21 protein-coding genes are annotated in these 20,142 nt (G+C 66.3%); 8 read left to right on the forward strand and 13 right to left on the reverse strand.

The features are described from left to right. Positions 1-476 precede the first annotated feature (476 nt). Positions 477-1,178, forward strand: coding sequence for a formylglycine-generating enzyme family protein (locus HWX31_RS29860; RefSeq protein WP_174963551.1), 702 nt, complete (start codon positions 477-479; stop codon positions 1,176-1,178). A gap of 150 nt (positions 1,179-1,328) precedes the next feature. Here the strand turns inward: HWX31_RS29860 and HWX31_RS29865 are convergent, their stop codons facing one another. Beyond that, positions 1,329-1,559 carry a hypothetical protein gene (locus HWX31_RS29865; protein ID WP_010095929.1) on the reverse strand — a complete coding sequence of 77 codons (231 nt, stop codon included), beginning with the start codon at positions 1,557-1,559 and terminating at the stop codon, positions 1,329-1,331. A gap of 543 nt (positions 1,560-2,102) precedes the next feature. Here HWX31_RS29865 and HWX31_RS29870 point away from each other — a divergent pair. The 5 genes from HWX31_RS29870 (at position 2,103) to HWX31_RS29890 (ending at position 6,562) form a co-directional block, all read left to right on the forward strand. Continuing rightward, positions 2,103-2,441 carry a hypothetical protein gene (locus HWX31_RS29870; RefSeq protein WP_174963549.1) on the forward strand — a complete coding sequence of 113 codons (339 nt, stop codon included), beginning with the start codon at positions 2,103-2,105 and terminating at the stop codon, positions 2,439-2,441. Then, a complete protein-coding gene (locus HWX31_RS29875) occupies positions 2,438-3,715 on the forward strand; it encodes a M48 family metalloprotease (RefSeq protein ID WP_174963546.1) in 1,278 nt (425 codons plus the stop codon). The genes HWX31_RS29870 and HWX31_RS29875 overlap by 4 nt, the downstream gene beginning before the upstream one ends. A 303-nt stretch (positions 3,716-4,018) precedes the next feature. After that, positions 4,019-4,813 carry a DinB family protein gene (locus HWX31_RS29880; RefSeq protein ID WP_174963607.1) on the forward strand — a complete coding sequence of 265 codons (795 nt, stop codon included), beginning with the start codon at positions 4,019-4,021 and terminating at the stop codon, positions 4,811-4,813. Beyond that, on the forward strand, positions 4,810-5,535 hold the full coding sequence (locus HWX31_RS29885) for an alpha/beta fold hydrolase (protein ID WP_174963544.1): 726 nt from the start codon (positions 4,810-4,812) through the stop codon (positions 5,533-5,535). The genes HWX31_RS29880 and HWX31_RS29885 overlap by 4 nt, the downstream gene beginning before the upstream one ends. A gap of 124 nt (positions 5,536-5,659) precedes the next feature. After that, a complete protein-coding gene (locus tag HWX31_RS29890) occupies positions 5,660-6,562 on the forward strand; it encodes an alpha/beta hydrolase (protein WP_174963542.1) in 903 nt (300 codons plus the stop codon). A 124-nt stretch (positions 6,563-6,686) separates the two neighbouring features. Here HWX31_RS29890 and HWX31_RS29895 read toward each other — a convergent pair whose 3' ends face one another. Together HWX31_RS29895 and HWX31_RS29900 are read right to left on the reverse strand one after the other, a co-directional pair. Then, on the reverse strand, positions 6,687-6,917 hold the full coding sequence (locus HWX31_RS29895; RefSeq protein ID WP_042588508.1) for a hypothetical protein: 231 nt from the start codon (positions 6,915-6,917) through the stop codon (positions 6,687-6,689). A gap of 265 nt (positions 6,918-7,182) precedes the next feature. Further along, complete coding sequence (locus tag HWX31_RS29900) at positions 7,183-8,088, reverse strand: hypothetical protein (protein ID WP_174963540.1); 906 nt, start codon at positions 8,086-8,088, stop codon at positions 7,183-7,185. A 79-nt stretch (positions 8,089-8,167) separates the two neighbouring features. On the opposite strand from HWX31_RS29900, the gene HWX31_RS29905 reads away from it, so the two are divergent. Further along, positions 8,168-8,506, forward strand: coding sequence for a helix-turn-helix domain-containing protein (locus HWX31_RS29905; protein WP_059534972.1), 339 nt, complete (start codon positions 8,168-8,170; stop codon positions 8,504-8,506). A 177-nt stretch (positions 8,507-8,683) separates the two neighbouring features. Here the strand turns inward: HWX31_RS29905 and HWX31_RS29910 are convergent, their stop codons facing one another. The 9 genes from HWX31_RS29910 to HWX31_RS29950 form a co-directional block, all read right to left on the reverse strand. Next, positions 8,684-9,121 carry an ExbD/TolR family protein gene (locus HWX31_RS29910; RefSeq protein ID WP_174963605.1) on the reverse strand — a complete coding sequence of 146 codons (438 nt, stop codon included), beginning with the start codon at positions 9,119-9,121 and terminating at the stop codon, positions 8,684-8,686. Beyond that, complete coding sequence (locus HWX31_RS29915) at positions 9,118-9,861, reverse strand: MotA/TolQ/ExbB proton channel family protein (protein WP_244143885.1); 744 nt, start codon at positions 9,859-9,861, stop codon at positions 9,118-9,120. The genes HWX31_RS29910 and HWX31_RS29915 overlap by 4 nt, the downstream gene beginning before the upstream one ends. 13 nt (positions 9,862-9,874) lie before the next feature. Then, positions 9,875-10,615, reverse strand: coding sequence for an energy transducer TonB (locus tag HWX31_RS29920; protein ID WP_174963538.1), 741 nt, complete (start codon positions 10,613-10,615; stop codon positions 9,875-9,877). Between the two features lie 48 nt (positions 10,616-10,663). Continuing rightward, positions 10,664-11,800 carry a pyrroloquinoline quinone biosynthesis protein PqqE gene (gene pqqE, locus HWX31_RS29925; protein WP_174963535.1) on the reverse strand — a complete coding sequence of 379 codons (1,137 nt, stop codon included), beginning with the start codon at positions 11,798-11,800 and terminating at the stop codon, positions 10,664-10,666. Between the two features lies 1 nt (position 11,801). After that, positions 11,802-12,083 (reverse strand): pyrroloquinoline quinone biosynthesis peptide chaperone PqqD, encoded by a 282-nt coding sequence (gene pqqD, locus HWX31_RS29930; RefSeq protein ID WP_010093544.1) that lies wholly within the window; start codon positions 12,081-12,083, stop codon positions 11,802-11,804. Continuing rightward, positions 12,080-12,799, reverse strand: coding sequence for a pyrroloquinoline-quinone synthase PqqC (pqqC, locus tag HWX31_RS29935; RefSeq protein ID WP_174963533.1), 720 nt, complete (start codon positions 12,797-12,799; stop codon positions 12,080-12,082). The genes pqqD and pqqC overlap by 4 nt, the downstream gene beginning before the upstream one ends. 2 nt (positions 12,800-12,801) lie before the next feature. Continuing rightward, positions 12,802-13,725 carry a pyrroloquinoline quinone biosynthesis protein PqqB gene (pqqB, locus tag HWX31_RS29940; protein ID WP_174963531.1) on the reverse strand — a complete coding sequence of 308 codons (924 nt, stop codon included), beginning with the start codon at positions 13,723-13,725 and terminating at the stop codon, positions 12,802-12,804. 64 nt (positions 13,726-13,789) lie between these two features. Further along, complete coding sequence (gene pqqA / locus HWX31_RS29945) at positions 13,790-13,864, reverse strand: pyrroloquinoline quinone precursor peptide PqqA (RefSeq protein WP_006485436.1); 75 nt, start codon at positions 13,862-13,864, stop codon at positions 13,790-13,792. Positions 13,865-14,170: 306 nt separating this feature from the next. Further along, a complete protein-coding gene (locus tag HWX31_RS29950; protein ID WP_174963529.1) occupies positions 14,171-16,186 on the reverse strand; it encodes a sigma-54-dependent Fis family transcriptional regulator in 2,016 nt (671 codons plus the stop codon). A gap of 364 nt (positions 16,187-16,550) precedes the next feature. Between HWX31_RS29950 and HWX31_RS29955 the strand changes: the two genes are divergently transcribed. Beyond that, positions 16,551-17,510, forward strand: a complete 960-nt coding sequence (locus HWX31_RS29955; RefSeq protein ID WP_174963603.1) for an alpha/beta fold hydrolase — start codon at positions 16,551-16,553, stop codon at positions 17,508-17,510. Positions 17,511-17,574: 64 nt separating this feature from the next. Here HWX31_RS29955 and HWX31_RS29960 read toward each other — a convergent pair whose 3' ends face one another. Beyond that, entirely contained in the window at positions 17,575-19,905 is a 2,331-nt protein-coding gene (locus HWX31_RS29960; protein ID WP_174963527.1) for a TonB-dependent receptor, read from the reverse strand. Positions 19,906-20,142 lie beyond the last annotated feature (237 nt).

Below are 20,142 nucleotides of genomic sequence, written 5' to 3' on the forward strand. Positions count from 1 at the left end.
GTTGGATACTAGCGAAGCATCCGTGCGTGCCCAACCAAGTATTCGAGCTTTCTATATCGCGTATTCGGCGTTGCTTGAACCGTGGACAAAAATAAAGTCGTCGCCGTTTGCGAAGTAAATCTATGGTCCCTCCCGGTCGTCGTCGACCGGCAGATGCGAAACCCTCATGAATTCATGAAATTGCGCGCCGCGCAAAAAAGTTGTCGCTGGGCGAGCGTCGCGAAGACGCTAGACTTCGATACACCGGCTGAACGATTTCATCAATTCGTTGCATCGACGGGTTGAATCCGCAACATACAACAGTCGCTCGCGCGACGTCAGCTTCGTCCGGCTATCGAACGCGCGCGCTTTTGATCCAACGCATCCTTCGTTTTGATGCACCTCGCTACCCACTCATGCTGCTTCCGATAACGCTAGGTAAGCCCTGTGAGATACTGCATTGGAGGCCTTTGCCGCTGTAAGCAGCTTCTATTGTCATGAAGAAAATGGAACATCTGTCTGAAACACTCGATATACAAACGATACGCGTTCCCGCAGGAACGATTGCATTGAGGGACGACCGAATTGGCCGTAGATGGTCTGTCGACCTACCGCACTTTTTGATCGGCCGCTATCCCGTCACTCAGGCGCAATATGCTGCGGTAACCGGACAATGGCCATCGTCATATGTCGCCGCGCAATGTCCAGTAGTCAACGTATCCTGGATTGATGCCGCCCAGTTCTGCAACATGCTTTCAAAGGCGGCCGGCCTTCTCGACTGTTATGAATTTCATGGCGATGGAACGGGGGCTTCTCTTGTCCCAGAAAGCAACGGCTATCGCCTGCCCACCGAAGCTGAATGGGAGTACGCTTGCCGCGCCGGAACAAATGGTCCGAGATACGGCAAACTCGGCGATATAGCCTGGTATAGAGAAAACTCGGGGGGGCACACGCATGAGGTGGGTCAAAAGCAAGCAAATGACTGGGGGCTTTTCGACACGCTAGGAAACGTTTGGGAGTGGTGCGCCGATATATACGACCCGGAAGTCTATGGTTCGTATCGCGTGTTTCGTGGCGGTGGTTGGGCGGATGCCGAACGAGGCTGCCTTGCTACGAATCGACGTCGTAGCCATCCGACATTTGCAATCGATGATCTTGGCTTTCGGGTTGCCCGATCGCTTGACGCTCGTGATGGGTAATCGCGAGCACATCCGGCTTTGTCGACCAGCAGTGTCGGACGAATCTGGGGCTTGCCCGACAGCGGGCTGTTGATAAAGAGAAGACGCGCGACCAGAACCGGTCACGCGTGCAAAGGCAGACGGGAATAAATAATCGCCGAAGAAAAAACGTTACGATCCACCGCCGGCCAGAACCTGCTCGACGGCCATCGAGCGTGCCGCTTCTTCGGCCTCTTCAGGGGTGTCGAACACGCTGTCCGACACGTGAACCTGATGCCATTCGGGTTTGTCGGAAGCGTCGCGGAAAATGCGGAAGCGCGCGCAATAGCCGCGCGGCGTGACCGGGACCACGTCGATTTCGACGGATGCGCCTTCGATCTGATGTCTGACGAAGCCGTCCATGCTGCCCTCCTGACGCCAGCGTTGAACGCAGAAATCCTAGCATGACGGGTTCGATGCGGCGGGTGCATTGCAGCATGCGGGAGTCACCTTCAGCGCCTTCCAGGACGACGCCAGACTGCGCAACACGTGCCGTCGGCACGGCACCGCCTGAATTTATTCGGTCGACTCGTCCTCGCCGACGGCTCTTCGCATCGCGCAACGTGGCGTCGGCGAGACGCCCCAGTGGCACATTCCGCGTGCTGCTGCAACCGGGACAGTGCGTCCCTCGCCCAACGCGGGGGTGGTGAATGGCCGCGGCTAGGCAGGCACGACCGGCTCTTGTCGACCCACTTCTGCCGTTGAATGCCTCGTCGAGCGAACGGCAGCTTGCAAGCTCCAAAGGTCATCCGTGAGTCCGCGCGGTTGCCGGCAAGTTCTGTTGCAGACATTTCAAGCTTGTAGACCTTGTGGCTTCCTCTATAGTTGTTTTCGATTACCGATAGAGCTACGTGAAGTAGTTACGTAGATAATTCTACAAGAACTTTCGTACTGGTACGCGCAACCATGAACATTCCGGGTCACTATCTAACCATGTCAGACGCCGAGTTGTATCTCGAGTTGGCGGGCGCGCTATCCGGAGGACATGCAGCTCCTCTCGATCCCGAGGAGGCGGAGCGCGCGGGATTTAACTATTTTCAGAGCATTTTGCCTCAAATTCGCGTTGCTGTTTGCGGCTCGCCACTCGTGAAATCGTTCGTCAAAAAAGATGATGTGTTCGCTGTAGCAAGCGCAATTGCAGAACTGATCTCTGCCCATTTCGCCCTCCCGAGGGCAGCAGCAACTATTTCGGTTTTGGCAGCGAGAATGGGGTTGAAGAATTTGTGTCCAATGGTCGAACCATGAACGAATCTTTCTTATCGCAACTCCAGACGCAACCGGACGCATTTCGTGGTGTCTTGAGTGATGAGACGCTCAGGCTGCGCAGCGCGAAAAGCAAATGGCAATTTGGTTCAGATACAATTTCAATTGCCGGTCAATATTTTCTCCAAACGGGATCTCTTGATGCTCGGATAGAGATCGGTTTAGTGAATGATCCGTCGCTAACGTCCACATGGTACAAGGTACCGAGCCGTGAGGACGCGTACGCAATCGGAATTAATGTCGGGCTTATTAAATCACTATGGCTCATTGCAGCCGATGTTTTTGGGTATGGCGACGAGAGCGAGGAGGAGCCCGTACTTTTAGGAGAGTTTAGCAAAGCGGCCGCAGACCGAGTTAGTGAACGAGTAGCGGCATTCCTCGAAATTGGGTTTCCGTTGGGCAATGCGAGCACCCCCTCCGCTCGACGAATGCCATTTGTTAATGCGCTCGTCGAAGACGCGATGCAATTCCTAGTGCTGCATGAGTTCGCGCATATCCTGCTAGGTCACGATAGAGGTGAAGTGCGGCTTCTACGTAACCGAATGGTCGATTTGCAAATCGCAACGTTTTCAATCGGCCAAGAGCATCAAGCTGACAGATTAGCTGCTAGGCTGCATGCTTCCATGCGGCGAACCTCAGCAGAAGGTTATCCCGGAATGGAGTTCGCCGGACCAACGCTTCTCTTTGGACTGCTGGGACTATTTGAGAGATACACGCGATTTCAAGCGGCTTTTGACTCTCCTCATTCGCATCCGAACGCGTATGAGCGGCTATACCGTCTTCGCGTCGAACTCGCGACCGGGGGCCAGGATATGTACTGGTCTATACCGGAAGGAAAAGAATTTAGGCTTGCGCGGCTGAACCTTGACGCTAATCCGGAAGCGGTTAAGTTCGCAGACGCGGTAGCAAAGTCACTCTTAAACGTCTTAGAGCAAATAGAGAGTATCGACGCGCTACCGTCGCCGTTCAATGACATCTTTAATCGATATTCCGCCCGTGAAATTCGCGATGATGATAAGCATCAGTTCTGGAAGGAGATTGCACGATGGTTGTTTCTAGGTAGCCCGAAGCGAGTGTTGGGACACCTCGCAGAAGCCCAGACGAGCGCCATCGAAGCTCTTCGTCAACCGCAGTCCGAGGCGGATCAAATCTTCCTTTCAAGATCGATGGTTTTGATCGAAGACGTGCTCACAAGGATTAGAGGTCTGCAAGATTATTCGGTGCAGAAGGCATTACGCCAATGCAACCTGGCGTGAATGACGGCTGAGGCCCGCGAGGCGACTGGGATAATGGACCGCATACGATGTGACCGGTATCTGGGGCAGAGCCGACGTTCGAACGTCCGCATTGACGCGTGGGCCAACGTCTGTAACTGGCCGACGACGGACAACATCGCCTCATCCATGAACCCGTCGAATAGCTCGCGGCGGCATTTGCGATTCGCTGAAATTGGTGATCCGACTCACGCGACCGGCTGTGCCGCCCATACCGGCAGATTGACACGGCGCCTCCTCGTAACGTATCGTTTTGATACGTTATTAGCCAAAAAGCACCCCTCGATGCACTCCCGCTTCGACCGCTTCCGCACCACTCCACTCGGCGCACAGCTCGAAGCGCTGATCGAGCAACCGGACCGCTACCTCGAATTCGCCGCCCTCTCCCGCGTCGGCGTTGCCGCGATCGGCGCGATCCAGGACGAAATCGCCCAAAAATTCCCCGAAATCTCGACCGACACCACCGCGCGCCAGTTCTGCGGCGCGATGGTCGCCGACGTGATGCGCCGCCGCGGCCACGACGTCGTTCAGGCGCGCGGCCGCCTCGGCGGCGTGCTGTTCAGCTACGGCGCCGTATTCAGCCCGTACCCGCAATTGCCGCCTTTTGCCGACATCGTCAGCGAACTCGCGCGCATGCCCGACACATTCGCCGCACTCATCGCAGGCGTACCCACAGCGCAGAGAACCCAACGCCCGGACGGCACCGGCTTCTCGCTCGTCGAACACGCGTGCCACCTGCGCGACCTCGACGCGATCTTCACCGCGCGCATCGACGCAGTGCGCGCCGCCGACCTGCCGGTGATCGCGTCGGTCGACGGCACCGCACTCGCCGAACAGCGCGACTACGTGCATCAGGATCTCGACGAAGCACTTAATGCGTTCCGCGCCATGCGGCAACAACTGTGCACAACCCTCACGACGCTCTCGCCAGCCGAACTGACGCGCTGCGGCCTGCGCGACAACATCCGGCGCATGTCGCTCGACGAACTCGTGCGCGAGTTGCTCGACCACGACCGCACCCATGCTCTCGAACTCGACGAACTGCTCGCCGAACTGAACCCGTCCCCGCGCCCCGCATGAACCTCCACACCCCCGTCGTCTTCATCCACGGCTTCATCGGTACGTTCGACGTGCCTGCCTGGCCCGGCCCGCACCTCGCGCCCGACCTGCTCGGATACGGCGCGCATCGCACAGCATCGCCGGACAGCATCACGCTCGCCGCACAGGTCGAACACCTGCGGCAAACGATCGACACGCACTTCGGCGACGCACCGGTCGACATCGTCGGGCACTCGGTCGGCGGCGCGATCGCGATGCTGTTCGCGCACGCACATCCCGCGCGCGTGCGCCGGATCGTCAACGTCGAGGGAAATTTCACGCTGGACGACGCATTCTGGTCGGCGTCGGTCGGACGCATGTCCCCCGCCGAAGCCGACGCGATGCTCGACGCATTGCGCGCCGATCCGCTCGCCTGGCTGCGCGGCGCCATCGCCGATCCGGCTCCGGAGCTGGCCGCCACGGCCACCCGCTGGCTCGCGCATCAGCCGGCATCGACGCTGCGTGCGATGGGCCGCTCGGTCGTCGCGACGACCGGCGACGCCGGCTACCTGAACGCGCTCGCGCAGGTGTTCGAACGCCATCCGGTCTACCTGATCGCGGGCGAACGTTCGCGCGACGGCTGGCGTGTGCCGGACTGGGCGCTGGCGCGCAGCGCCGGCATCGAGATCATCGGCGGCGGGCACCTGATGACGACGGAACAGCCCGAAGCCTTCCGCGCATCGATCGAGCGCTGCCTGACGTAAAGCGACTGCCACGCCAACCTGACAAACCCGTAGGCGCCACCGAAATTTGAATGAAAGGCCCCGTTGCTACAGTCATTCCACATAGGGTTTCCGGGCATGCCCGACCATTTGGCGGACACGACGAATGCGACGATCGACGAACCTGGCGCGCGCCCTCCAGCTATTCCTGCTGCTTGCCATCGCAAGCCCCGTCTGGGCGTTCCAGACGCGCGTAGTCACGATTCCCAGCGCAACGATGCGTCAATCGTTCGCGGCGACCGTCGTGCTGCCCAACGCTTACACGCACAGTACCCGCGCCGACCGCTTCCCCGCCGTCTACGTGCTGCACGGCTCGGGCGGCGACCATACCGACTGGACCGCGAACACGCGGATCGGCGAGCTGGCCGACCGCTATCACGTGATTCTCGTGATGCCCGACGGCGGCCGCGAAAGCTGGTACATGGACAGCCCGTTCGATTCGGGCAGCCGCTACGAAACCTTCGTCGGCAAGGAAGTGGTGTCGTACATCGACACGCATTTCCGCACGATCGCGACGAAGCACGCCCGCGCGATCACCGGCCTCAGCATGGGCGGGTTCGGCGCGCTGCGCATCGCGCTCGACCGGCCGGACGCGTTCGGCGCGGCCGGCAGCATCAGCGGCGCGGTCGATCCGCGCAAATGCGGGGACGAGCCGGGCATCGATCACGTGTTCGGCGATCCGGGGCGGCATCCGTCATTCTGGAGCCGCAATGCGATCGTCGAGAGCGCCCGCGCATTCGCGCACTTGCACATGGACCTGACGATCGACTGCGGGTCCGACGACTCCCTCGTCGGCGCGAACCGCACACTGCACGAACGGCTGAACGCGCTCGGCGTGCCGCACGACTACGCGGAGCGGCCCGGCGGCCATACGTGGGACTACTGGGCAAACGCGATCCGCTACCAGGTGCTGTTCTTCGCGTCGTCGTTCCAGCGCAGCGGCTACGCATTCCACCGGCACACCGACGTCGCGGGCCACGCGACCGCCGCCACGTCGCGCGCCGGCTGACGCCCGCCGCTACGCGTCACGCCTAAGCAAAGCTATTTGGTGCGCGGCCATCAGCGCCGCATACGGATGTAGATGAACGCGTCGATCATTGCGATCGACGCCATGCAAACGGGAATCGGGGAATCTAGTTGCGCTCGCGCGCGTCGGCGCTCACGACCCGGTCGAAGAATTCCTGCGCGCGCGCCAGCTCGTCGAGCGCGCGATCCAGTCGGGACATCGCCATCGCATATTCGACCGACGACACGTCGTCGTCGGCTTCGCCGCGCACCGCGCGGAACGCCTGATCGACGTTGCGCGTTGCTTCGACGAAGCGTTGTGCGGCCCGGGCTTCTCGCGAACAGATGTGGGTGGACATCGACACTTCTCCCTCAGGTTGCCTGTGTGAAGCATGCCGACGCTCAGTGTGCGTGGTGCGCATGGCGACTGCATGAACAACTGCCAACTGCCGGTCAACGCATCGGCCGCCGCGCCGCGCGCGTCAGCCGATTGTCCCTCTGCGCTCGCCGGTCCGCCACGACGAGATTGCAACAATTTCTGCGTGAAGCGGAACGTCCGCCGCACGCGCATCCATCGCGCTGCCCTTCCTGAAACGCTCCCGCCCTGTTCAACCGCCGCTTACGTTATGCGCGGCCGACGCGCGGATGCGTCAGCCCGCCGAACGGCGCGGATTCGCCCGGCGACAAGTCGAACAGATCGCGCGTGAAACCGCGCGCATCCTCCGCTACCGGACGGCTGCGCAGGCGCGTGGCATGCGCCGGCGCAACATACGCCGACGCCGTTTCGATCAGCGGCACGTCGAACAGGTCGCGCGTGAAGCCGCGCACGTCCTCCGTCGACGAGCGGCCGCGCAAGCGCGTGACCAGTTCGACGAAACGATCGAAATCGCCGTCGCGCGTCGCCTTGTTCACCGCCGCGAGATCGCGCGCCTTCAGCACGCTCGGCTGCGTGAGGCGCACGAAATACGGCGCTTCGAGCTCGACCGACAGCGCGAGCGGATAGCTTTTGCCGCCCTGCTCCGCGGGCCGGCCGAGCGAGTCGACGACCACCGCGCCTTGCGCCGCGCCGAGCGCCCTGCCGGTGCTCACGTTGCGCAGCTGGTCCGGATACACGCGCAGGCGCGTGCCGATCGTGAGCGCGGTGGACGACGCGCACACGAGCGCGTAGTGATGCTCGCGCGGCCGGCCGGACGGCAGCTTCGCGCGGCTCGTGATGAACGTGTGCGGCGGCAGCTGCCGCACCTGGCCGCCCGCATCGACCCACGCATTCCACAACAGCACGTTGCCGCGCCCGCGCTCGGCCGCGCGCGTGCGCGCCGCGACCGGCGAGAACAGCGCGAGCAGCGAGCCCGTGCGATGCGCGGCAACCTGCGCGCTGTTGCCGAGCGGCTGGTTGATCCCCCACAGAAACCGCCCGCCCCCCAGCCGGCGCTCCCATTCCTTGCGGAGCACCACGGTGGCCAGTTCTTCGCCGGACTCGGCGCCGATCTTGGTCCAGCAAAACGTACGAGGGAGGTGTTTCAGTGTCATCAACTTTCTCAGGGCGCAGCCGCTTGCCAGCTTCAGCAAATCATTCAACAACCGTAACTGTATAGGTATAATGCATGACATGGAAGCCCCGGACGATGATTTTCCCATTGATGACCTGTTGCGCCGCCTGTCGGCAGATACCCGCTCGTCCAGCGAAATAGCGCGGCTTTCCGGAGTCAGCCAGCCGACCGTGTCGCGCCTTCGGCAGTCGAACGGCCGGCGCCTGCGTCGCAGCACCCCATTCAATAAGCTATGCAGTTTCTATGGCGTCGACGTGCATCCGTCGCGGCGCCGCTATAACGAATTGCTGCGCGACGCGATCGTCGACGCGTGGGACGGCTCCGACGAGCACGGGCGCGCGCTGCTGGTCGTGATCAAGGGTTTGAAGGATTTGCAGGCCAAGGCCGACGACGGATGACGGCCTGGGGCAGGCGCGAAGCAACATCACCGCGGGCGGTGACGATCGAGTGTCGTCACCGCCCGCGTTGCATGTCGGCGACGTCAATGTGCGTGTCGCTGCTGACGCGCGCGGCGGCGTCGATGGCGGGTCAGGCTGATTGCAGGTTTGCGCTGACTGCCGGAAGAACTATTCAGGTCAGGGAAGCGTGCGTGAACGGGCAGGTGCGGGATCGGTCATGAAACCGATCTTCGTGAGGCCGGCTGCCTGCGCCGCCGACAGCAGTTTCGCGACGCCGTCGTAGCGCGCCGCGCGATCGGCCGACAGGCGCAGCTCCGGTTGCGGCGCCGCGCGGGCCGCGGCGGCCAGGTGCGCCATCAGTTCGGCGTCGGACACCACGTGCGCATCCCAGCTCACGCGGCCGCTCGCATCGATCGCGACGTCCACGTGCGGCGCGCGCAGCGCGTCGGGCCGGCTGCTCGCTTGCGGCAGCGCGATGCGCGCCGCGTGGTGCAGCACCGGCAACGTCACCATGAACACCACCAGCAGCACGAGCATCACGTCGATCAGCGGCGTCATGTTGATTTCGGCCGCGAGCGCCATCCCGTCGTCGCGGTCGCTCGGCATCGCACTCATGCGCGTGCTCCACCGGCAGCCGGCCGCGCGACGGCTTCCTCGTCCGGTTGCGATTCCGGCGGCGCGACCGTCACGGGCCCGCTGCCCGTCAGCAGCAGCAGATGCAGGCCGTGCGCGAAACGCTCGAGCCGCACGACGATATCGCGCGACAGGCGCGCCAGCGTGTTGTAGCCCAGCACGGCGGGAATCGCGACGCACAGGCCGAACGCCGTCATCACCAGCGCCTCGCCGACCGGCCCGGCCACCCGGTCGAGACTCGCGTCGCCGCTCGCGCCGAGCGACAGCAGCGCGTGATAGATCCCCCACACCGTGCCCAGCAGGCCGACGAACGGCGCGGTGCTGCCGATCGACGCGAGCAGGCCGAGCCCGCGCTGCAACCGCGCGGCCGATTCGTCGACCGACGTCTTCAGGCTGCGCGACAGCCAGTCGCCCGGATCGATCCGGTCGTGCAGCCGCTGCCGGTGCGCCTCGTGACGGGCCAGCGCCGTTTGCCCGGCATGCGCGAGGTCGAAGAACGGCATCCCCGGCCCGCCGAACGCGCGCATGCCGCTGCCCATGCCGCCGGCGTCCCAGAACCGCGCTTCCGCACGCACGGCGCGCCGCCGGATGCCGCCGAGCTCGATCGCCTTGAGCGCGATCACCGTCCATGACGCGATCGACATCGCGACGAGCGACAGCGCGACCGCGCGCGTCATCGGGTCGCCCTGCGCCCACACGTGACCGATTCCATAGGCTGTCATGAGAAGTCTCCTGTCACTCGTCGAGATTGAACGTGACGGGCGCATGCGCCCGCGTCGGCGTCGCGACGCCTTCTTCCAGATGCGGCGCGCAGCGGCTCGCAAGGACCGCTTCGCGCGCCGCCGCGTCGAGGCGCAGGTAGCCGCTGCCGGTCACGACGCGCGCCGCGACGACCCGGCCCGTTGCGTCGGTTTCCAGTTCGACGATCACGGTGCCGTGCTCACCCATGCGCAGCGATTGCGGCGGGTAGTCCGGCTTGACCAGCGCACAGGCGGGATGCGCGACGAAGCGCGGGGTCTGCGTCTGCGTCTGCGCCGCATTGGACACCGCATCACTCGACGGCACACTGCGACGTTCATCCGCCGAGGCGACCGGAGCTTGCCGCGACCCATCCGGCACGGGTACGTCGTGCGCCGGCGCCCGAGGGTACGCGGACGCCGGCGGCCGCGAGGTCGCCGGCTCCCTGCGCGCCGCCGGCTTGGGCGCCGGCCCTGCCTGCCGCATCGCACGCGGCATGGCGACTGCCGCCGCCGCGGTGGCAGCCGTCGACGCAATCAGCGTCGCGATCATCACCTGCCGGCGCACGGGCACGCTGTGCAAGGCTCCATCGCGCAAGACCAGCGCAAGAAGCCCCGCATGCAGCATGCACACGCCCACGACAATCGATACGATCCGCTTCACGCCGCGACCGGCGCGCTCGCATGCGCCTTCGTCCGGCCGGGTCGCATCGCGCACATCGACGACGGCTGTGCTCATCGCTTTGCCTCGCTCGTCCTCATCGTCGTGGCCGCCCGGCGCCTTCGCTCAATCGCGCGCGGCCGCGCAGCGCGCCAGCGAATTTTCCTTGCTGCGATAGACCAGCGGCTGTTCGTCGCGGCGCGCGGGTTCCCGCGCGAATCGCACCGCCTGCTCGACCTGCCCGTGATGCGCCGACTTCGCACAGACCGGATCGGCGTTCGCCGGATCGCCCGTCAGCAGGTACGCCTGGCATCGGCAGCCGCCGTGATCGGCGTGACGCTCGTCACAGGTGCGGCACGGCTCGCGCATCCAGCCGTCGCCGCGAAACGCGTTGAACGCGTCGCTGTCGTACCAGATCTCCTTCAACGACCGGTCGCGCACGTTCGGCAGCGCGAGCCCCGGCAGCGAACGCGCGGCATGACACGGCAGCGCGGTGCCGTCCGGCGCGACGCCGACGAACACCGAGCCCCAGCCGTTCATGCAGGCCTTCGGCCGCTGCTCGAAATAATCGGGCACGACGAACAGGATCCGGCAACGCTCGCCGATGAGCTTGCGATAGCGGTTGACCGTATCCTCGGCGTCGCGCAGCTGCTCGGCGGTCGGCATCAGCTGGTCGCGATTGAGCAACGCCCATCCGTAGTACTGAGTATTCGCCAGCTCCAGGTAATCGGCGCCGAGATCGAGCGCCATCTCGATGATCTGGCCCACGTGCGGCAGGTTGTAGCGATGCAGCACGCAGTTGAGCACCATCGGATAGCCGTGCGCCTTGACGAGCCGCGCGACGCCGCGCTTCAGCTCGAACGTGCGGGTGCTGGTCAGGAAATCGTTCAGCTCGCGCGTCGAATCCTGCAGCGACACCTGGATATGATCGAGCCCCGCGGACTTGAGCCGCTCGATGCGCGCCGCGTTCAAGCCGATGCCCGACGTGATCAGGTTCGTATAGAAGCCGAGCCCGCGCGCGTGCGCGACGAGCGTCTCGAGGTCGCCGCGCTGCAGCGGCTCGCCGCCCGAGAAGCCGATCTGCGCGGCGCCGAGCGCGCGCGCGTCGTTGATCACCGTGCGCCACGCATCGGTGTCGAGCTCCGGGCCGTGCGTCGCGAAGTCGATCGGGTTGTAGCAGAACGCGCAATGCAGCGGGCAGCGGTACGTGAGCTCCGCGAGCAGCCACAGCGGCGCGGACGGACGGGAAGTGTCGGGCGTCATGTCAGTCGAGCCAGCCGCGCAGCCGCGCATGATCGAGGAAGCGGTACACGTCGGCGGCGAGGTCGGACTGGCTGAACAACTGCTCGAGTTCGCCGATGATGTCGTCCAGCTCGCGCGTGCCGTCGCAGCGCGCGAGGATCTCGCCCGCGCTCGGGTTGAGCTTGACCATCCCTTCCGGATAGAGGAGCACGTAGGCATCCTGGGCCACCTCCCACTGCAGGCGGTACATGCCCCTCAGGCAGGGGCGCAGCGGCACGCCGCTGGCGGCATCGATGGCGTTCATAGGGGGTAGGCCTTTTCGACGGCGTCGAGGATCGACCAGAGAATGTCCAGCTTGAACTGCAGGATGCCGAGCGCGCGCTGTTGCGCATCCGGCGTCGTGAAATGCTGCAGCGTGACCGCGAGCCCGTGCTCGACGTCGCGCTGCGCGAGCGGCACGCGGCTGCGGAAGTAATGCAGCCCGTCCGGCTCGATCCACGGGTAATGCGACGGCCAGCCCGCGAGCCGGTCGAGATGGATCTGCGGCGCGAACATCTCCGTCAGCGACGAGCACACGGCTTCCTGCCACGGCGCGCGCCGCGCGAAATTCACGTACGCGTCGACCGCGAAGCGCACGCCGGGCACCACGTGCTCGAGCGACCACAGCTCGGCGCGATCGAGTCCGCACGCCTCGCCGAGCCGCACCCACGCCTCGATGCCGCCTTCGTTGTCGCCGTTGCCGTCGTGGTCGATCAGCCGCTGGATCCACCGGCGCCGCGTGTCGCGGTCGGGGCAATTCGACAGGATCGCCGCGTCCTTGAGCGGGATGTTGATCTGGTAGTAGAAGCGGTTCGCGACCCAGCCGCGAATCTGCGCGGGCGAGCACGCGCCGCTGTTGAGCAGCCGGTTGAACGGATGATGAATGTGATAGCGCGATTCGAGCGCGCGCAGCCGCGATTCGAATTCGGTCGCGGTCCAGGGCGTCGCGTGCAACGCCGTAGCGGAGATCGGTGCGTTCATCGTCATACCTGGAATTGCATGCCGTCGTGCGCGACGTCGATGCCATGCGCGCGCAGGCGTGCGTGCTCGGCGGAATGCGGGTCGAGAATCGGGTTCGTGTTGTTGATGTGCGTGAGCACCTTGCGCGTGCGCGCGGGCAGCGCGTCGAGCCAGTCGATCATGCCGGGCTGCCCGCGTTCCGCGCACTGCGCGAGATGCCCCATGTCGGCCGCGTGCTTGCTCGACAGGCCGAGATCGATCATCTCGGTGCCGGTCCAGAACGTGCCGTCCACCAGCACGAGGTCGGCATCGCGCATCGCCGCGCGCACGTCGTCGGTGACGGCCGCGAGCCCCGGCGCGTAGAACGCGCGCCGGCCGCTCGCGACGTCTTCGATCGACAGCGCGACGTTGTCGCCGGGTGCGGCCGACGCGCGCCTCGGCGAATAAGGCGGCGCCTTGCTGTCGACGGGAATCGCGGTAAAGCGGATGCCGCCGGCCGCGGGCACCGAGAACGGCTCGCCGAGCGCGATCGTGTGCACATCGACGCCGCAGTAATGGCCGAGCAGCGGCACGAGCGGCAACCCGGTCGACAGGTCGTCGAGCACCGGCGCGGTCGCGTAAAGCGGCAGCGGCGTCGAACGCTCGCGCAGCATCACGAGGCCCGTCACGTGGTCGATCTGCGCATCGCACAGCACGACGGCGGCAATGCCGCTGTCGCGGATCGCGCGCGCCGGCTGCAGGTCCGGATTCGCGCGCAACTGGGAAAGGAGGTCGGGCGACGCGTTGACGAGGATCCAGTCGATGCCGTCGTCGCTGACCGCGATCGACGACTGCGTGCGCGGCAGCACGTCGCCCGCGCCGTTGCGCGCGCGGCGGCAGTTCGCGCAGTTGCAGTTCCATTGCGGCAGGCCGCCGCCGGCTCCCGAGCCGAGTATCTTGATCTTCATGGGCGTCTTCTCCCGAGGCTGCCCGCGCCGCGCACGGCGGCGCGGGCAGCGCATCGCGCGGCGATCAGCGGTTGGCGATGTACATCGTGATTTCGAAGCCGAAGCGCAAGTCGGTGTAAGACGGGGTCGTCCACTGCATGATGTGTCTCCTTGTTTCAGTTGATGAATCGAAGCACCGCGCCAATCGAGCGGCCGATTCCTCTTCAGCAAGGAGCGTGCCGAAGCCGCGCAAGGCGCGCGCGAACGCTGCGTGCACCCGCCGCCCGGGCATCCGGACGAAATCCTGACGAATTGCCGAAACGATCCGCGCGCATGTGCACCTCCATCGCGGCGGTACGACGCGCGGGGACGAGGACGAGTGTTCAATCGTGGAGCACCGGTGTTGCAACCTGACACACCGGGTGTGACAGATCGCACGCCCGGCGGCAGCCGGGCGGCCTGCGCGTCAGCTTTCGTCGGACGGCTGGCGGCCCGCGTCGGCCGCGGGCATCTTGCGGTAGATCGTGTTGCGCGACACGCCGAGCGCGCGCGCCGCCGCCGACACGTTGCCGCCATGCCGCGCCAGTGCGGCGGCGATCGCGGACGCCGCGACGTCCTGCAGGCGCGCGTCGGCGGCCGGGAGCGTGTCCGCGGCGCATGGCGCGGCGCACGGTGCGGCAAGCGCGTCGGGCGCCGCCTGCGCGTCGCCGCCGCGCAGGTCGTCGAAGAAGTCGTCCGGCAGATGCTCGCGCCGGATCTCGCCGTCGTCGTCGACCATCGCCGCCGCCGTGCGCAGCAGGTTGGCGAGCTGGCGGAAATTGCCGGGCCACGTGCAGCGCACGAACAGCGCCATCACGTCCGGCGCGACGGTGAGCGGCGCTTGCCCGGCGCCCGCGATCGCTTCCCGCTGCAGCATCTTCTGCACGACGACCGCGAGATCCGTGCGGTCGCGCAGCGGCGGCAGGCGCACCACGAGGCCGTTCAGCCGGTAATAGAGATCCTCGCGGAAGCGGTTCTGCGCGATCATGTCGCGCAGGTCGCGGTGCGTCGCGCAGATGATCGAGATGTCGACGGCGATCGTCTTCGTCGAGCCGAGCGGGTTGACGAGGCGCTCCTGCAGCACGCGCAGCAGCCGCACCTGCAGCGGATACGGCATGTCGCCGATCTCGTCGAGGAACAGCGTGCCGCCGTTCGCCTGCAGCAGCTTGCCGACCGCGCCCTTGCGGCGCGCGCCGGTGAACGCGCCCTCCTCGTAGCCGAACAGCTCGGATTCGATCAGCGTCTCCGGAATCGATGCGCAGTTGACCGCGACGAACGGGCCGTCGCGCCGCGGCGAATCGTTGTGGATCGCCTGCGCGAGCAGTTCCTTGCCGGTGCCGGTCTCGCCGGTGATCAGGATCGGAATGTCCTTGCCGATCACCTTGCGCACCTTCGCGATCACCGACGCGACCTGCGGATCGCCGGTGTCGAGATAGCCGAGCCGCGACAGGCCCGCCGGGTTGCCCGCCGCCGGCGCGGTGCATGCGCGCGCGGCCGGCGCGCCCGCGTCATGGACGTCGGTCGGCCGGCTGCCCTCGGCCAGCGTCGCGCGCCGGAAGTGCACGCGCGCGCATACCACCGCGCCGTTGACGAGATTCAGCATCAGGCGCTGGTCGGGGCTCGCGCGCATGCGGTCGATCAGTTGCGCGGGCGTGATGTCGAACAGCGACGACAGCGTGTGCGCGCGCAGCGCGGCGAGCGGCATCCCGAGCTGGAACTGCGCGCTGCGGTTCGCGGACAGGAAGCGGCCGTCGGCCGTGAACGCGACGATCCCCTCCATCAGCGTGCCGAGAAACTCGGGGCGGCCATGGAACGACACCTGCAGCGTCTCCTGAAACGTCGTCGTAAACAGGTGATTCTCGATCATCTGCACCGACATCTTCGCGAGCGCCATCGTGTGCTGGTGATAGCTGCGGTGGTCGCCCGTCACGTCGAGCACGCCGATCGCGTCGCCGTACGGGTCGAGGATCGGCACGCTCGAACAGGTCAGGAAGCGGTTCGCGGCCAGGAAATGCTGGTCGCCGTGGACGACCATCGGGCACAGCTCGGCGAGCGCCGTGCCGATCGCGTTGGTGCCCTGCCGGTTCTCCGCCCAGTTCGCGCCCGGGCGCAGCGCGACCTTTTCCGCGCGGCGCAGGAAGTCGTCGTCGCCGATCGAATGCAGGATCAGCCCTTGCGCGTCGGTCAGCACGATCATGCTCTGCGTGTTCACGATCTGCTCGTGCAGCGTCTCCATCACCGGCATCGCGTGCACGCACAGCACGCGGTTCTGCTCGCGCTTCAGCACGAGCGCCGCATTCGACAGCACGTCGTAATCGGGGCGGGCCGACACCTGCAGACCGAACGTCTCGGACCGCTCGTGGGCTTTCTGGATCGACGGCGCGGGCCAGCCAGCGGGACGCGCGGCCGGTGACCCGGCCGCCTGAGGTACGTCATCGCGCATTGTCTCCTCCGGGGATCCTTCCGGTCATCTGCCGGACTCTATGCCGTCATGCAAGCAAGCATCGGGCCACGCGATCGTCGCGGTGCAGACGGACGTCCTGCGCCGGGTTCGCGGCCACGCCTGAAAGACGGATGTAAGACATGACCCGGGGAGTCGCGCCCGCCGAGCCGCCGGATGGGTGAGATTTCCTGATACCGCGATCGCGACGCTGCCGCTACTCGTACTAATCCCGATCTTCGATACTGGCGCGTTTCTGGCTTTGCTTCATTCCGTTCATGCGACCATCGCCCGACACCCGCTCCCGAGCCGAACCGACATGCCGCCTGCCCCGCGCCGCCCCGCACCGCCGACCGCATCGCCCGCCATGCCCGTCGCGCATGCGGCGCCCGACCGCCGGCGCATCCGCCGCGACGCGCAGTCGGTCGCGTTTGCCGTGGCCGGCGATCCGCGCGGCCATCCGGTCGTCGTGCTGCACGGCGGGCCCGGCAGCGGCAGCCAGCCCGGCATCCTGCGCCTGTTCGACCTGACGCGCGTGCGCGTCGTGCTCGTCGACCAGCGCGGCGCCGGCGCGTCGTCGCCGCGCGGCGGCACGCGCCACAACAGCACGGCGCGGCTGATCGGCGATCTGGAAGCGATTCGCGAACGGCTCGGCATCGCGCGCTGGGGCGTCGTCGGCGGATCGTGGGGCGCGGCGCTTGCGCTCGCGTACGCAGGCCGGCATCCGGAGCGCGTGACCGGCGTCGTGATGCGCGGCCTGTTCCTGACGTCGCCGCGCGAAGTGCGCGGCCTGTTCACGACGTCGCGCACGCGCGCGCCGCGCGAATGGCGGCGCCTGTGCGCGTCGGCCGGCTGCCGCGATCCGCTGCGCGTGCTGTCGTGCTGCGCGCGGCGGCTGCGTCCCGGCGCGGGCGCGGCCGGACAGCGCGCGGTCGCGCTCGCGTGGCGCGCGTACGAGGACGCGATCCTCGCGTCGCCGCAATCGCGCCGTCCGCGTGCGCGCACGATCCGCTCGCACCCTGACGTCCTGCGGTTGATCGACAAGTACCGGGTCCAGGCGCATTACCTGCAGCACGGCTGCTGGCTCGGCGAACGCCGGCTGCTCGCGCTCGCACGCCGCGCGGCAGATGCAGGCGTGCCGCTGTTCGCCGCGCACGGCATGCGCGATCCCGTCTGCCCGGCCGGCAACGTCGCGCGGCTCGGGCGCGCCGTGCCCGCCGCGAGGATCGAGCGCGTGCCGGCCGGGCATCTGGCGGGCGACCCGGCATTGGCCCGCAGCGTCGCGCGCGCCATTCATGCGATGTTCGCGGCGATGCCGTGCGCGTGACCGCGCGTGCCGCGCGCAGCCCGGCACCGGTTCATGCCGGCTGCGGGGTTCCGCCGCGCGGCACTCAGTCCCATGCATAGCGCACGCCGACCCACGCACCGCGCGGCGCGCCCGGCCCGACGAACTGTTCGTTGACCGGATGCGCGCCGTCGAACGTGTGATTCGGCCCGTTGAAGAAATTCTGGCCGAGCACGCCGAAGCTCGCGTAGCGCTTGTCGAACAGGTTCGTCACGCTCGCGAAGACCTCGAACCGCTTCGTGACCCGGTAACGCATGTCGAGATCGACGAGCACGTAGCCCGCGATCCTGCCGTTCGCGTCCTGGTTGTTCTCGTCGCCGCGCGCCTGGACGCCGCTGCGCCACGTGACGTTCGCGCCGATGTCCCACGCGGGCGTCGCCGCGTAGTCGAGCCGCAGCTTCACCGTGTGCGCGGGAATGCCCGGGATGCGGTCGCCCGCCTTGACCGTCACGTTGCCGTTCGCATCGGCAGCCGAGTTCGCCGGGCTGTGTTCGGTCCACGACGAACGGTAGGTCGCGTCGACGTGGCTGTATGAAAGCCCGACGCCGAGCCGGCCGAGCTGCGTGCGGCCCGCGAGCTCGATGCCCTGGCGCCGCGTGTCGCCGACGTTGCGGAAGTAGCCCTGCGCGCTCGCCGGACTGCTGATGAACTGGATGTCGTCCGTCAGCGTCGTGCGGTAGGCGGCGGCGCTCCAGGTCGTCGCCGCGCCGATGCGGCCGCGCGCGCCGACTTCGAACGTCTTCGAGATCACCGGCTTGAGCGCCGGGTCGGCGATGAAGTCGTTCGGCAGTGAACACGGCGCGGCCGGGTCCGCGCACGCGAGCTCGATCGCGGTCGGCGAGCGCATCCCTTCGTTGTAGGTCGCATAAGCGGTGAAGCCCGGGACCGGATTCCAGTTGACGCCGACCGCCGGGTTGAAGCGCGAGAACGTGTGATTGCCGTCGAGCAGCGGCTGCTTGCCGCTCTCGTCGCCGATCTGCGCTTTCGACCAGTCGTAGCGGCCCGACAGCGTCAGCGTCCAGTGCGGCGTCAGCGACAACGCATCGCTCAGGTACACGCCGACGTTCGTGTTGCGCGTCTTCGCATTCGTCTGCTGAACGAAATCGCCGATGCCGATCGCCGCGCGCGAGTCGGTGAAAACCGCATCCTGCGACGACGCGACGTAGCGCGAGTTCGCAAAATCGGCCGCGACGCCCGCGATCAGCTGGTTCGACATTCCACCGAGCTTGCCGAGCAGCGTGAGCTGCAGGCTGCCGCCGTAGCTGTCGGTGACGATCGTCGATTGCGCGTTGGTGCCCTGTACCGTGTCGACCGTGCCGTCCGCGCCGACCGATCCGAAGCCGGTGTTGTTGTTGCTGCTCGTGTTGGCGTTGCGCAGGTGCCGATAGTACGCGTTACCGCTCACTTCCACATGCTCGCCGACGAAGCGGTCGCCCGACAGCGTCACGTACGCGGCGCTGTTGCGGTTCAGGTCCGGATACGTGTATACCTGCTTCAGGTTGTCGAGGAACGAGCGCGGAATCGTCTGGCTGCCGTACAGCGCATTGTCCGCGCCGCCCGCGGCGATCGACAGCGTGGTGTCCGCGTCGGTGTAGCGCAGCTTGCCGAAAGCCTGCCGCACGCGGCTCGCGTTGTGGTCGGCCCAGCCGCCGTCGTTCGCGACGTTCGCGGTCGCGTAGTAGTCGAGGTTCGAGCCGATCGTGCCGCCCTGCTCGATACTGGCGGTCTTGCGGCCCCACGAGCCGCCCGACACTTCCGCTTCGCCGCCCGGGTTCGACTTGCCGTTTTTTGTCGTGATCGCGAGCGCGCCGCCCAGCGTATTGCGTCCGTATACCGGATTGGAGCCGGGTATCAGCTGCATCCGGTCGATCGCCTGCGTCGGCAGGATGTCCCAGTTCACGACGTCGCCGAACGGCTCGTTCACGCGCACGCCGTCGACGAACACCGACAGCCCCTGCGGCGTGCCGAGCAGCGGCGACGCCGTGAAGCCGCGATAGTTGACGTCGGCCTGGTACGGGTTGCCTTGCGCATCCGAGATCGTCACGCTCTGCAGGTTCGCCGCGAAGAAACCGGCGAGCGTCGCGCGGTGCTGCGCGTCGAGGTCCGCCGCGCGCACGGTCTGCACGTTCGCCGGCACCTTCGACAGCGGCGTGCCGATCCCGAGCAGCGGCGTCGTGCCGACGACGACCACCGCGGGCAGCATGTCGGCCGCCGCCTGCGGCACGGCGATGGCGGACGACGCGTTGGCCGGCGCGTTATCGCCCGCACTCTGCTGTGCGTGGACGACGGCCGTCGACAGGCCGAACAGCACGATCGCAACGAGCGTCGCGCCAGGATTCGCGCCGTCATGACCCGCTGCCTTTGGTCTCCTTAGCATTTCCCTCTGTCTCCTGTTCGCGCTCTGCCGCACGTCAACGCCTCTGCGCGAAGCAGGACAGCGAGAACCATGCCAGTGCCGCACGGCGCGCATCGGGCCAGCGGCACGTTGTCACGGCCGGGCCGCCGCCTGTCATGTTTGGCAACACCTTGTGCACCGCGGTGTACCTGAATGCAACACCTGCGCCGCCGCCGCCGCACGGTGCCGTCGACGTCGCGCAGCGCGCGATGCGCCCGT

The sequence above is a fragment of the Burkholderia ubonensis genome (genome assembly GCF_902833085.1).
GTDB lineage: Bacteria > Pseudomonadota > Gammaproteobacteria > Burkholderiales > Burkholderiaceae > Burkholderia > Burkholderia ubonensis.

Coding starts and splice junctions, on each gene's coding strand:
- HWX31_RS29870 (WP_174963549.1), top strand. CDS start 2,103: ATGAACATTCCGGGTCACTATCTAACCATGTCAGACGCCGAGTTGTAT.
- HWX31_RS29920 (WP_174963538.1), bottom strand. CDS start 10,615: ATGAGCACAGCCGTCGTCGATGTGCGCGATGCGACCCGGCCGGACGAA.
- HWX31_RS29890 (WP_174963542.1), top strand. CDS start 5,660: ATGCGACGATCGACGAACCTGGCGCGCGCCCTCCAGCTATTCCTGCTG.
- pqqD (WP_010093544.1), bottom strand. CDS start 12,083: ATGAACGCCATCGATGCCGCCAGCGGCGTGCCGCTGCGCCCCTGCCTG.
- HWX31_RS29960 (WP_174963527.1), bottom strand. CDS start 19,905: ATGCTAAGGAGACCAAAGGCAGCGGGTCATGACGGCGCGAATCCTGGC.
- pqqB (WP_174963531.1), bottom strand. CDS start 13,725: ATGAAGATCAAGATACTCGGCTCGGGAGCCGGCGGCGGCCTGCCGCAA.
- HWX31_RS29885 (WP_174963544.1), top strand. CDS start 4,810: ATGAACCTCCACACCCCCGTCGTCTTCATCCACGGCTTCATCGGTACG.
- HWX31_RS29880 (WP_174963607.1), top strand. CDS start 4,019: ATGCACTCCCGCTTCGACCGCTTCCGCACCACTCCACTCGGCGCACAG.
- HWX31_RS29900 (WP_174963540.1), bottom strand. CDS start 8,088: ATGACACTGAAACACCTCCCTCGTACGTTTTGCTGGACCAAGATCGGC.
- pqqE (WP_174963535.1), bottom strand. CDS start 11,800: ATGACGCCCGACACTTCCCGTCCGTCCGCGCCGCTGTGGCTGCTCGCG.
- HWX31_RS29905 (WP_059534972.1), top strand. CDS start 8,168: ATGGAAGCCCCGGACGATGATTTTCCCATTGATGACCTGTTGCGCCGC.
- pqqC (WP_174963533.1), bottom strand. CDS start 12,799: ATGAACGCACCGATCTCCGCTACGGCGTTGCACGCGACGCCCTGGACC.
- HWX31_RS29955 (WP_174963603.1), top strand. CDS start 16,551: ATGCCCGTCGCGCATGCGGCGCCCGACCGCCGGCGCATCCGCCGCGAC.
- HWX31_RS29950 (WP_174963529.1), bottom strand. CDS start 16,186: ATGCGCGATGACGTACCTCAGGCGGCCGGGTCACCGGCCGCGCGTCCC.
- HWX31_RS29875 (WP_174963546.1), top strand. CDS start 2,438: ATGAACGAATCTTTCTTATCGCAACTCCAGACGCAACCGGACGCATTT.
- HWX31_RS29860 (WP_174963551.1), top strand. CDS start 477: ATGAAGAAAATGGAACATCTGTCTGAAACACTCGATATACAAACGATA.
- HWX31_RS29910 (WP_174963605.1), bottom strand. CDS start 9,121: ATGAGTGCGATGCCGAGCGACCGCGACGACGGGATGGCGCTCGCGGCC.
- HWX31_RS29895 (WP_042588508.1), bottom strand. CDS start 6,917: ATGTCCACCCACATCTGTTCGCGAGAAGCCCGGGCCGCACAACGCTTC.
- HWX31_RS29915 (WP_244143885.1), bottom strand. CDS start 9,861: ATGACAGCCTATGGAATCGGTCACGTGTGGGCGCAGGGCGACCCGATG.
- HWX31_RS29865 (WP_010095929.1), bottom strand. CDS start 1,559: ATGGACGGCTTCGTCAGACATCAGATCGAAGGCGCATCCGTCGAAATC.